Origin of the sequence: Mucilaginibacter gossypiicola, from assembly GCF_900110105.1 — a bacterium.
Classification (GTDB): Bacteria; Bacteroidota; Bacteroidia; order Sphingobacteriales; family Sphingobacteriaceae; genus Mucilaginibacter; species Mucilaginibacter gossypiicola.
The window spans coordinates 88,591-101,471 of sequence record NZ_FOCL01000021.1 but is presented as its reverse complement, the minus strand read 5'-3'; the positions used below and the strand labels follow the sequence as shown (position 1 = coordinate 101,471).

The following is a 12,881-nucleotide window of genomic DNA, read 5'->3' as shown; positions in this document are numbered from 1 at the left end:
ACCTAAATCCCTGGCAAGTTGGCGGGCAGATAAGCCTTTTTTAGCATTCAGGATTAAACTAATAGCCAGAAACCATTTGGGTAAAGGCAGCTTCGTATCTTCGAAAATCGTCCCAACCAATACACTGTAGCTACGATTGCATTCATGGCATTGATGCCGATGGGTGGCTGTACGTTTGCTGCTTCGCTTTCCGCCACAATAAGGGCATGTAGGCGCTTCCTGCCACCTTAGGTGCTCAAGATAACTTATGCAGGTAGCCTGATCTGGAAATCTACTAATCGTCTCTATTATATTCATTTCCATAAAGATACATATTTTTCATGTCAATTCATGGGCTATTACTCTCGAGAGAGTACGGCTGTTGCCTTCTAATATATAGTTGCAAGTTCAAGCGTCTTTCGCTTGAATTATTACTCAAGTAACCGTCCACGCTTACTTTTTTGATGTTGTTACGCGGGCGTGGACGCTCGACCGTGTCATTTTCAAAGTACATTGATTAAGAATGCAATAAGCCCTGCTCTCAAGAAGGGAATCGCACTTTCCCGCGCTTTTTTCTTCCTTAGGTTAACGGCCATGATAAAACACCTACCGGGTTCAAATTCAGTTACATGAAGTCTGGTTCCTTGCAGCGGAAACCCCGGCTTGCTACCAGGGCACTTCTCCGCCATCCTTAAAGAACATTGCAGTAATGTCCGGATTATTTTCTGTGGCCAGCTTTACGATGGGTAGCGCACCTTGTTCAACTGTTTTTGCACCCTGGAACTGGTTTAAGTCAGTAGCAGTATACCCCGGCGTAACGCTGTTAACCCTGATCCCGGTATCCGTAAGTTCATTTGCAAGCATTACAGTAAAGGCATTCAATGCTGTTTTAGAAGCACCATAGGCATTGTATTTATCCCTGTTTGTATTCCTTCCGGCGGCTGTACGTAAGGCTATAGAGCCAACCTCGCTTGAAACATTAATGATCGAGGCTGCGCCCGACTTTTTTAGTAAGGGCAAAAACTCCAGCGTGATTTGTATGGCACCGAAAAAATTAGTGTCAAACACCCTGCGCAAATTCTCCACATCACCGTTAACAAAATCCTGAGGCTGATCGCCGGCAATAGCTGCATTATTGATCAAAATATCTAAAGCATTGATCTTTGTTTCCAATTCCTGCCGGGCCTGCCTAACCGAATAAATATCAGCCACATCAACCACTAAAGTTGCCACGTTGGTTATCCCCATTTCATTTAACTTTCTGATGGCCTCAAGCCCATTTTCGCTATCCCGGCTGCCTAAATAAACAAAATAGTTAAGCTGCGCCAACTGTCTGGCGGTTTCAAACCCAATTCCTTTATTTGCCCCGGTAATTAATATGTTTTTCATAATGATATCTATTTTACTCAGACTGCAAAGAAACGGTCCTGACTGCTCAACAACAATGCATGAACAGGGGTAGTTATTGGACTATTCGCGGCAATACCTTTTAGCCCGGCAGTTTATTGGGTTGATGCAGGTGGTTTAATGAAATAACATTCAAAAAAAAGTTACAATCGGCAAGCATGGGATGTTGTTTATAACCGAAACAAGGTGATTACCCTTGCCGTTCTTCCCGGCGCCTGGCCGATGATTGGTCTTCCGACTCGCCGCGCTTCCAGTACGACATAGCCGAAAATGTTTCCGGCGGCCATAGCAGCTCATTTTTAAAATAGCTTTTAAGGTACTTCGCTGTATCGTATTCCGCTGCCACAAAAACGAATCTATTTCCACTGGGCAGCAACATATTCCGCACTATTGCCGCAAGGTTGCTGCCTTGTTCAGGCTGCGGGTTGTACACCCAGCTGACAGCCAGACGCGCTTGCGACGACAGTTTAAGTTCATCTGCCTTTCCGGGAATTTCCATAATAACCTGAGCAGATACACCAGAAGGTAATTGCTCCAGCATAGCACCAATTACGGGTAAGGCGGTACTATCGCCAACAAACAAATAGTCATCCGCTTCAGGGAAAAGCGGCCTTCGCCCCTCCTTCATCCCAATGGCAATACAATCGCCGGAACGTGTACGATTAGCCCAGGCAGAAGCCGGCCCATTATCACCATGCGCAACAAAATCTATCCATAACTCCTTTTCCACAAAATCAATGTGCCTTGTGGTATAGGTACGCCTGATACCCTCCGCTAAAAAAATCTTATTATGTGCCCCGGTCTGCACGTTACTGAATAGCTCCAATTGATCATCAGTCATCGCAAATTTCACGCGGATATAATGAGGCGTCAGGAAAATCTTTTCTCTGACTGTAAAAACAGATTGCCCCCCCGCTCGTGTTATCTTGTTCAATCTTCCGGATATCTCTATTTTATTTCCCGACATTTCGTTTTCATCTTTTAAGACTACAAAAATCGGAGGAAAAGACATTCAATCAGATAGCTGTTCCATGGCATTCATAGGACAATTTGCGGTTTTTTGTGCCTGCAGCATTAAATTTGGTATTTATAGAGCGTGCTCCGGATTTTTCCGAAGGGCCGGGTCGATACCTGATTACCGCATCAACCCGGCCGTCTGTTATCTGCTCAATATGGTTTCGTAAAGCACCCTGCCCTCGTCATTAATGGCATTTACCCTTAATTTACCGGCATTGATAGAGAAGTACATAAAGCCATGTTCGGAGGCCTGGAAACGGCAGTAAGGGGTCCCGGCAGTAACTTCTGTAAGTTCTGATCCTGCACCTGATATAAACTGGTGCGTGTGCCCATCGGCTTTCAAATGCTGTAGTGAGTGTTCATGTCCCGACAGGTAAACATCAACCTTATGCTTTTCAAAAATGCCAGATAGCGCCTTTCTGATAGACAGCGTATCATAATTTTTTATTCTGGGACCAACGGTATAGCAAGGATGATGACCGATCACAATTTTCCACTTCACATCTGCCGGGGCATTTGCCAGTGTTTGATCAAGCCATTGCAGTTGTTTTTCGGGTTCGCGTTCTTTAAAATCGTAAACTATAGGCTGCGTGTCAATAAATACCAACAGTGCCTTACCGCTTTGTTTATCAATATCTATCTCTTTGCTGTAATAAAGCGCTGGCATATTCCAGCGGCGGCTTACTTTGCTATAGCGCACCTGCGCTTCCGGATCGGTACCGTAGTCATGATTGCCCAAAACAGGGTACCAATCATATTGCAGTGAATGTGCCGTATACACATTTTCAAAAGAGTAATGCCAGAGGGGATCGTTTTCACTCACAACACCTTTGGGATAAAAATTATCACCCACCGAAACGATGAATTTGTTGGCATGGGTGGCAGCCCATTTCCCCATTTGATCGGCCACTTCTTTCTGACGGTACTCGCCGTTACGACCCCAATCGCCAATGGCCACAAAATTCAGGGGATAATTATCATCGGCAACAACGGCATTTGACAGGTCATCACTTTCCAGATGTGTTTCCCGGCTGCCAGCCAATGTTTCAAGCGGGGCAATAATTGATGCGCCCAAAGCCGTTAAAGCCGTTCCCTTGACAAAATCTCTTCTTTTCATATATAGTTGTTATTTTTTGTTGATCAGTTGATTGGGTTTTCCCTTTCTTTTAACCAGGTCAAAAGCATCGGCAATTTCGCCGGTGGCCAGGTATGCTTTAAATTGCAGCGTATCGTCATTAATATTAATGGTTTGATAAACCTGGGTATGATTAATGATGATATCGGCCCAATCCATTGGCTCGGTTTCGTACATTTTTGAACCACTCACCGATACAACGTAAACCGTATGCGAGGTGGCGTTCGGACCGCCGTTGGTCAGACTAATTTTGCTCATACCGCGGGCGTAAGCATGATCATGCCCCTGCAATACGATATCCACACCATATTGATCAAATATGGGTTTCAAATGCTCCCGCGATTTTTTGTTATCCCGTCCTTTTTTTGTTGAGTACATAGGATGGTGCATTACCACGCAAGTCCATTGCCGGCGATTTTGCTTCAATACACTGTGTAACCATGTTACCTGCCGCTGTATGCAATCATCAGACGGGGCTTCCTCAATCATTTGGGTATTAAGCGAGATAAACCTTACACCTTGTAAGTCGGTATAATAGCAGCTTCCTCTCAGCAACTCATCATCCGGGCCATTAGCGGGCAGGCTAAATTGTTCGTTCCAGTAAACAGACAGATGGGGTTTACCATCATCGTGGGTATATTCGTGGTTGCCGGGTGTCATTAAAGCTGGTGTACTGGCATGGATATAATTGCCTGCAGCAAACCAGTCGCCCCACTCTTCATCTTTATTTGCCCGGTTTACAAGGTCTCCGGCATGAATTACCAGCTGTGCATCTGGTTGTGTAGCGTAAGCTTTGCGTATAACACGGCTCCATAATGGCTTTATGCCGATCTGAGCATCGCCAAGGTAAATAAAGCTTAGCCTGGCTTTTTCAAGATTCGCCTTAGCGGTACGAAATTGAAACCATTCGCTCCTGTTTTCACCATATCCTACCCGATAAGCATATAGCGTATCCGGCTGAAGATCATTTAAAGTAACCCGGTGATTAATAAACTGAATATTTTCAAAGCTGAACTTTTTTGAAACAGCGTTTACTGTTTTAGCGCCCGATACAAATTCGGGGTGTGCATCGGCTATCGTGTATTCTACAGAATTTACTTCGGAGGTTTGTGTTGTTCGCCAGTTGACGGTAATGCTAACCGCCGGGTTTTCTGTTATGGTCAATAAAATACGATCAGGTGTTTCGGTTGCCGGGTAGCCGGCACTTTCGGCATCGCTACTAAATAACTTTACCGGCGAGCCGATCACAGGCAATAATGCACCCATTTTTAAAGTGCGGCCGATAAAATTCCTTCTTGCTATTTTGCTCATAAAACGTTGCTAAAAGGATACAGGACAACGAGGTTCATTTACCCGCTGTCCCTATCCTTATTGATATATAGTGTAGTTATCAGGGGTATGATCTTACTTGAGGTACCACATTTTGGTGTTGATATCATCGGCGCCAAATACAGCGATGGCAGCACGGTAACTATCGTTATTAACGTTAGGCTCGCTGGTTGGCCAGCAATACCTTACCGGGAACTGCGGCTGGAACGCCATTGGTCCGGCTACAAACTCAGGGAACCCTGTGCGGCGGAAATCAAACCAGCCTTCAGAACCACGGAATAGCATGGCCAGCCATTTTTGAATGATCAACTGTTTTTGCGTGCCATCATATTTCACCAGCGGCAAATCATAGTAAGCCTGGGTTGCGGCCTGAGCCTTTACGCCGTAATAATCCATTGAGGCCTCAATGCCGTCGTGATATAATGATTCGGCCGTTTTTGAGGGGATAGTTACTTTACCACTTTGCGCGGCTTCGGCAAGTATGAAACATACTTCGGGATAGATCATCAAGCTGGCCTTTAAACCGGTAGCCTTATCCTGCCTGAAAAATGACGACAATACCGACTGATGAGTTTCACCGCCGTTATAATCTGCAGGGTTAGCCAGGGCATGAGGTACGCCCACATACTGGTTATGATCAACCGTTGAACCAGTGGTTGAAGCAACCGGTGCTACCCATACAGCCAAACGCGGGTCATTACGGGCTATCAGCGCGTCAACCAGTTCTTTGCTGGCTTTGGTTTTAGCAAAGTCGGCATCGATCATGTTTTTCGCACCGCCGGGCCAACTGTCATCTTTCTTAACTCCCTGGTATATCACCTCGGCATTATCAGTATTGCTGGTGAAGATGGGGTACAGATCGCTGTTATTAACGATTTCCTGCATATCCGTAAACGCTTTGGCATAAACCTTCGAACAGCGGAGCAACAACCTTAACCGCAGCGAATTAGCTAATTTCCGCCATTGAAGTGCTTTGCCTGCATACAACGCATCGGCACTGGCATCAATGCCGGTACCTGAGGTACGCAGCTGTTCGTTGGCATCTTTAAGTAATTGCAGCAAGTTCATATAAATATCCTGCTGCTTATCATAGGCCGGTTTTATATTACCTGTAGATACCGACTGTAGCGCCTGTGAATAAGGAACATCGCCATACAAATCGGTTAGATACGATATATTGAAGGCCATCAAGATATTACCGGTAGCTATATACACAGGCTGTGCTGTGGTTGTAGCCTCATCCTGCATAGTTTTGATGATCATAGCCCGCTGATAAATGTCATTCCAGTCAACGGCTGTCCATCTGAAAGTTTCGTAATCATTGTTACGTACCAGGGTGATATACCGGCCTAATGCAGCTGGGCGACGATCGAACGCGTTTTCCTCATATGCATAAGCGGTTTGGGTAATAGCCTCGGTAAAATGATATTCGGGGCGGGTTGATGACGGACTGTTATTGTTGGTATTGATTTTTTGAAAATCCTTGGTACATGATGTAAAAAACATCGCGCCAATTGCTAAATATAAAAGAGAATAAGCTTTCATTTGTTGGTTGTTAAAAATTGGCACTCAGTTTAAAACCGTATGAGCGGGTACCTGGCAGTGTCCAGTGACCAACGCCCTGGTAACGCAGGCCCGAAAGGCTCATGGTTGTTTCAGGATCGAAACCCATTTTAGCGGCAGTCCAGGTATACAGGTTATAGCCTACGGCCGATATTGACAAATTGCTCATGAACGGGATATGGCGCATGATCTTTTTATCAAACGTGTAGGTTAATGAAACTTCCTTCAATTTTACGTAGGTAGCGCTGAAAGTGTCGTTCTGGTAATATTTCCAATACTTGCTATCGTAATAATCGCTTGCGGCAATAATGGTAGTATTAGGACTATAAGAGCCATCGGCGTTAGCAACATAACCCGGCATAATCATACCATCGTTTCTTTTTACACCATCGCCATCAGTCCACGCTAAACCGCCATGGGCAGCGTCACGACCGGGCAAAGTGGTTTCCAAAAAACCATCGTCGATAAGGCTTTTGGCTACGTATGAGTAATAACTACCGCCTTTACGCCAGTCTATAAGCACGTTCATAGTAACCGGCCCGTAGGTAAAACTGTTATTTATCCCTAAAATAAAATCAGGATTGTAGTTGCCAATCTTCTCAAAATCTGTTGATTGCTGTAACAGGCCATTACTGTTTAATAACGGTTGGCCGGCATAAGGGCCGCTTGGTACTTTTTTCCAGCTGCGGGTATAAAAATCGCCCATTTGGGTACCTTCGCTAATCAGGTATTCAACGTTGCTGCCGTCTGTACTGCCCAATAAATAATTGGTGATACCGGGCGTTAATGAAATAACTTTATTGCGGTTGCGGGTAAAGTTAAGATCGGTACGCCAGGTGAATTTACCTTTAAAAGGTACTGCGTTCAACGAAAGTTCAATACCTGAGTTTTGGATATTACCCGCGTTGATCAGTTTGGTACTTGCGCCCGAAGCAATGGTTGTTGGCACCTGGATGATCTGGTTTTTGTTGTTGGTTTTGTACCAGGTAAAGCTTGCGCCCAATCTATCGTTAAAAAAGCTGATATCGGCACCTGTTTCGTATGATGTTGCTATCTCTGGTTTTAACTGACTGTTTTTTTGATCGTAGGATAATGAAGCCCTTTTTACCGAACCCCAGTCGGTATCAAACGGAACCACGTTATAAAGCTGATAAGGATCTGTATCTGAACCTACCTGCGATATATTTCCGCGAAGTTTTAAATAAGACAGCTTATCCCATTTAATCCCCAGCAGATCGGAAGCGATAAGGCTTAAGGAAGCTGATGGATAGAAATAGGAATTGTTGGCTTCAGGTAAAGTACTGCTCCAGTCGTTACGGGCAGTTAAGTTTAAAAAAGCCCATTGCTTATAGCTGATCTCACCCAAACCGTAAATACTGTTAATACGTTTTTGCGAGGCCGATTCAGCGTAGATCATAGAACCGGCGGCAGCGTTTGATAAATTGTAGATACCCGGCAAAGTAAGCGTGCCAGTATAATTGCGTACGGTACGTACCTTTTGATCCATCTGGTTACCACCCGCCGAAACTGAATAATTCCAGTCATGACCTATTTTAGACTTATAGGTTAACAGAAAATCGCTGTTTTGCTCTTTAAAATAATCATTCTCGGTAAGGTAGGCTCCGGTAGGGTTACGCTTTGCGCTGAACGGGCGTTTTTCGTTCAGATCGGTTGAGTAGTAATCAAGACCTGTACGTGCTGTAAGCGTCAGGTTTGGCAACAGATCAACAGCAAGCTGTACATGACCGGTTAAACGGTTACGGTTAAAACCGTTGGTTTCTTCGTAAGCAATTAAAAAGGGGTTATCATCGCTTGATAATGGATTGTATTGCTTTACCCCTTCTTTACCCGGTACCCAGTAATTGCGCAGGTCATTAATATTGATGTTAGGCGTAAGTTTGTACACTTCAGAAGTTACGCTTTCGCTGTAAGCAGAAGGCCGGTTATCACTCTGGTTATTGGTGTAAGCAATATTTGTACTAAGCCTTATATATTTTTTAAGGTTGTAGTTACCCGCAAAATTGAGGTTATTACGTTTGATATCGGTGTTAGGCACAATACCCTTGTTTTGCATATTGGCATAAGACAACCTGAAATCACCGGCCTCACCCGATTTTGAAACAGCAAGGTTATTGGTAATGGTATGGCCTGTTTTAAAGAAATCCTTTACCCGGTTAGGATAAGAAACCCAATCGGTAGCTATTTGCTTACCATCGCTGCCAACCGGGCTGTTCCACTGAACCAATTTTGTGCCGGTATTAAGGCGCTGTCCCCATGCACTTGTACTGATGGTATTATCGGATACCGGGGAGTCACCCGAACCATACTCGTTTTGGAAATGAGGAAACAAGTAAGCCTTATCAAAAATGGTGGTTGAGTTAAAACTGATCCCCAAACCTTTTTTTTCTGCACCTGATTTTGTTGTGATCAGGATAACGCCGTAGCCCGCCCTGCTGCCATATAAAGCAGCCGCGCTTGCGCCTTTTAATACGGTAACACTGGCAATATCGTCGGCACTTAAATCACCTATGGGGCTGCCATAGTCAATAGTTTGTTTCCCGTCTATGCCAGCAGTAGGATTTTGAAGTGCAGGCGCTACCGGGATTCCGTCTATTACATATAAAGGCTGATTATCTTTAGTTAATGACGATTGGCCACGAATAGTAACCATTACGCTTGAACCCGGATCAGAACCTGTTGACCGTACATTTACACCGGCAACCCTCGCCGAAAGCGAATTTAAAACGTTAGGCTGCGGAACAGTACTTACATCTTTAGCGCTTAACTGCGCGCTGGCATAACCCAATGAACGTTCGCGTTTTTTGATACCCAGGGCGGTAACCACAACTTCGTTAAGTGAATTAGGCTGAGCTTTCATTATAACTGAAACTGAGGCTGAACGATCATCGCCTACCAAAACATTTTTCAAAACCTCTTTTTGAAAAGAGATAAAGGTAACTTCAAGGGTATACGAACCGGCAGATACCGGGATGTTAAACAAACCATCTTTATCGGCAGTTGCAGATACGCCAGCTTCAACTACAGTTACGGTAGCACCAGGCAAAGGTTCTGAAGCTTCATCAACTACTTTGCCGGAGATATGCCCTTTACCACCAGTGCTTTTGCCTGCATTTGCTAAGCTGAGAATGATATAATTATCAATGGCTTTATATTTTACAGGTAAATCGGCAGTAAGCCATTTTAGTGCATCAGCAACGGTTGTTTTCTTTTTCCTGACGGTGATTTTTTTTGCCATCAGGGAATTCACATCCTGATCGAACGTAAATTCAATTCCCTGCTGATCTTTTACCTGCTTTATAAACTGTTGCAGTGTTATCTGACTGCTGTTAAATGTTATGGCGCGTTCGGTATTTTGCGCTTCTGCGCGCGGCACAATGGCGCATAGCATAAAAACAAGCATCAAAAATTGATACCTTAGTATTTTTTTCATTATTTTAGTGTTGATTATCGCAGGTGGTCGAAAACCCGCGTGTTTTTGTTAATTGAATCTCCAAATTCAGTTGATATTCTGCGCCCTGCTCCAACGGGGCGCATACTTTTTGTAAAGTATCTTTTTGGGGTACCTCCTTGTTTAATGGGTTTAATCAATATGTATTTCGCTATTAGTCAGCTGATAAGTAAATCCGGCTGTCTGCGATAGGATAACCATCACCTGCGGCAATGTTTTCTGTTTAAAAGCAGCGGTAACCTGCTTACCCGGATTGTTGTTTTTGCCAAAGTAGATGTGCACGCCGTAATACCGTTCCAATACCGGTGCTATATCGCGGATACTTTCCTGATGAAAAACAAGAATGCCTTTTTGCCATCCCAGTACATCATCGGGGCTAACATGATCCGTTTGAATATTGCCATTATAGCTTAGCCTGTCGCCAGGCAGAAGCATATTTGCATGGGATGAATTAGAAACGTTTACGCCTACTTTTCCGGTTGCCACACTTACCGTAGTTTTCCTGTCATGAACATAAGCACTTACGTTAAACGAAGTCCCCAGTACGTGAACATTTAACTTTTGAGTATGCACTACAAAAGGATGCCGGGCATCGTGAGCCACGTTAAAAAAAGCCTCCCCTTCTAAGTAAACTTCGCGCTTGGCTCCGTTAAAATCTTTATATTGAAGTGTGCTCAGGCTATTCAAAATAACCTCAGTCCCATCGGTTAAGGTGATCTTTTTTTGTTGCCCTGCCGACGAAGTGACACTCAGCAATGGTTGGCTACTTAAAACAGGACTGCGATTGTTGAAAAACAGGTAACCCGCCGAAAGCATAATTAATATAGCAGCAGCGGCCCCCAGGCTCCAGCGAGGGAAGGTTAGCTGTTTAACCGGTTTTATGCTACGGTTTATCCGGTTTAAAACTTCGCCTTGCCTAAAGTCTGGCACATTCGAAAATCCGGTATCTTCAGTTAAAGCTTCCTCCTGCAAAACAGCGTCCCATTCGCCTTCGTATTGGCCGGATGTAATGAGTTGCCTCACACTCTCCAATTCCTGGGTATTACAGTTATTGTTAACGTATTTGCGTAATAATAAAATGATTTCCTGGTCCATATTCCTGTCCTACATTAATAAAGACACCCAGGTTAAGCGGTATAACTATCGCAAATGAAAAAATATTTTATTTTTTTAAGAGGAGAATAAAAGCCACCATAGCGCTAATGGCTCCGGTAGCCAGCAGATGCTCTTTGATAGATTTAAGCGCTTTTACAATCTGGTTGTTAACTGTGCTATCGGCTATATTCAGTTCGCGCGCTATTTGTTTGTGGCTCATGCCTTCGCTGCGTCCCATTTCAAATATCAGTTTTCTTTGCGGAGGCAAATTATCAATAGCCTGCCGGGTTTTGGCAAGGGTTTCGCGATATTCAATGGTTTCCTCAGTGTTCTGACTAAATTCAGCAGCGGTCTTCATCATTTCATCAATATAACGACCTTCAACCGCTTCCCGCCTGATCAGGTTTAGCAAATGATTATGAGCCAGCTTATACAGATAAGCCTGAATAGAAACCTGAATATCTAAATCGGCTGCGTTATTCCAGAGCTTAACAAAAATGTCATGAACGGCATCTTCTGCAATATCATTTGATTTCACAAAGCGTATGGCGTAACGATAGATTTGTTTGGAGTAAGCGTTATAGATAATTGTAAAAGCGCTTTGGTCCTGATCTTTCAACCTGTCCAGGATTTCCCGCTCATTCAATATCTCATTAATTTTACCAGCCATTATACCCACTTGTTGGATACGGGCAAAATTATTAAACTGTGTTTTGAGCCAGCGATAAGGAATCTTTAAGTTATTGTAAACAACCCCATGCTTTTATAAGTCTAAATAATGAAGCAAAAAAGAACAGCGTTATAAATTTCAGTTGTTACTTTAGCCCTGTTAGCCGGCAACAAACATAAACAGTATGAACTTCCGCGAAATTGTATTTACCATCAAAGCGATACCTGAAGAATCATTTCTGAAGTTAGAAGACATAGTGAAGCAGGTTGCGTTACCAAAAGGACATTTGTTATTTAAAGCAAACAAGATCAATAACCGTATTTATTTTATTGCAAAAGGTATTTCGAGGGCTTTTATTGAGGGCGATCAAAACGAAGTAACTTTTGCTTTTTTTGACGAAGGAAAAATCCTGCTTTCTATTCAAAGCTATGTAATGGATATTGCAGGCTATGAAAGTATTGAACTATTAGAAAACTGTGAACTGTTCCAGCTCCATAAAAACGACCTGGAAGCGCTATACAGCACCGATATCCATTTAGCTAACTGGGGCCGGAAACTTGCAGATATCTCGTTTGTAGAAACTGAAAAACAAATGATCTCAAGGCAATTCAAAAGCACACTTAACCGCTATGAAGAATTTGTAAAATCACATCCGGACATTTTGCAGCGGGTAAAACTCAAACACATTGCATCATACCTTGGCATGACCCAGGTTTCCCTGAGCCGCATCAGGGCAAAGACAAGAGACGCTTAAAACAAATTCAATTGAAAAACGCGGGATCAGGCAAAAGCCTTTAATCCAACAACAGAAGCAATAAGCGTAGTGATGAAAAACATCCGGATAAATGACAGGGGTTCGCTAAAGAAAAAAGCACCAACAATAACAGTTCCGGCGGCACCTATCCCCGTCCATACGGCGTAAGCAGTTCCCAGCGGAATGGTTTGTGTAGCTTTATTGATCAGCACGAAACTGAATACGATACAAACGATAAAACCCAAGGTCCATTTCAGGTTAGAGAAATTGTCGGATAATTTTAAACAGGTAGTAAAACCAATTTCTAAGAGGCCGGCGAAAATTAAACAAATCCAGTTCATGATATTTTTTTCGGCAAAACTAACCGGTAATATCATGCGAAAATTTATCCAATGTTAAATTCGTAAAGCATAAATACAAGCCGTCAGCAGTTACAAATGACCGGAACAAGTACCTTCTCCTT

General features: G+C 43.6%; 11 protein-coding genes. 1 reads left to right on the top strand and 10 read right to left on the bottom strand.

Going from position 1 to position 12,881, the window contains the following annotated elements; translation table 11 throughout:
• The 9 genes from BMX50_RS35250 to BMX50_RS33590 form a co-directional block, all read right to left on the bottom strand.
• A partial coding sequence (locus tag BMX50_RS35250; RefSeq protein ID WP_394332332.1) for a transposase occupies window positions 1-297 on the bottom strand: 297 nt, incomplete at its 3' end.
• A gap of 348 nt (window positions 298-645) precedes the next feature.
• Window positions 646-1,368 carry an SDR family NAD(P)-dependent oxidoreductase gene (locus tag BMX50_RS33625; RefSeq protein WP_091222521.1) on the bottom strand — a complete coding sequence of 241 codons (723 nt, stop codon included), beginning with the start codon at window positions 1,366-1,368 and terminating at the stop codon, window positions 646-648.
• Between the two features lie 208 nt (window positions 1,369-1,576).
• Window positions 1,577-2,353 carry a siderophore-interacting protein gene (locus tag BMX50_RS33620; RefSeq protein ID WP_091222517.1) on the bottom strand — a complete coding sequence of 259 codons (777 nt, stop codon included), beginning with the start codon at window positions 2,351-2,353 and terminating at the stop codon, window positions 1,577-1,579.
• A gap of 192 nt (window positions 2,354-2,545) precedes the next feature.
• The gene (locus BMX50_RS33615) at window positions 2,546-3,520 is read right to left on the bottom strand and encodes a purple acid phosphatase family protein (RefSeq protein WP_091222513.1); all 975 of its coding nucleotides are present in this window, start codon (window positions 3,518-3,520) and stop codon (window positions 2,546-2,548) included.
• 9 nt (window positions 3,521-3,529) lie between these two features.
• Entirely contained in the window at window positions 3,530-4,849 is a 1,320-nt protein-coding gene (locus BMX50_RS33610) for a purple acid phosphatase family protein (RefSeq protein ID WP_091222511.1), read from the bottom strand.
• A gap of 93 nt (window positions 4,850-4,942) precedes the next feature.
• Window positions 4,943-6,412 (bottom strand): SusD/RagB family nutrient-binding outer membrane lipoprotein, encoded by a 1,470-nt coding sequence (locus BMX50_RS33605; protein WP_091222509.1) that lies wholly within the window; start codon window positions 6,410-6,412, stop codon window positions 4,943-4,945.
• Window positions 6,413-6,422: 10 nt separating this feature from the next.
• Window positions 6,423-9,881 (bottom strand): SusC/RagA family TonB-linked outer membrane protein, encoded by a 3,459-nt coding sequence (locus BMX50_RS33600; RefSeq protein WP_244281167.1) that lies wholly within the window; start codon window positions 9,879-9,881, stop codon window positions 6,423-6,425.
• 150 nt (window positions 9,882-10,031) lie between these two features.
• A complete protein-coding gene (locus BMX50_RS33595; RefSeq protein WP_091222505.1) occupies window positions 10,032-10,994 on the bottom strand; it encodes a FecR family protein in 963 nt (320 codons plus the stop codon).
• A 67-nt stretch (window positions 10,995-11,061) separates the two neighbouring features.
• Window positions 11,062-11,664, bottom strand: a complete 603-nt coding sequence (locus BMX50_RS33590) for an RNA polymerase sigma factor (RefSeq protein WP_091222500.1) — start codon at window positions 11,662-11,664, stop codon at window positions 11,062-11,064.
• 184 nt (window positions 11,665-11,848) lie between these two features.
• Here BMX50_RS33590 and BMX50_RS33585 point away from each other — a divergent pair, with 184 nt between their 5' ends.
• The gene (locus tag BMX50_RS33585) at window positions 11,849-12,418 is read left to right on the top strand and encodes a Crp/Fnr family transcriptional regulator (protein ID WP_091222494.1); all 570 of its coding nucleotides are present in this window, start codon (window positions 11,849-11,851) and stop codon (window positions 12,416-12,418) included.
• Window positions 12,419-12,444: 26 nt separating this feature from the next.
• On the opposite strand, the gene BMX50_RS33580 is transcribed toward BMX50_RS33585, so the two are convergent.
• Entirely contained in the window at window positions 12,445-12,759 is a 315-nt protein-coding gene (locus BMX50_RS33580; RefSeq protein ID WP_091222545.1) for a DMT family transporter, read from the bottom strand.
• Window positions 12,760-12,881: the final 122 nt, after the last annotated feature.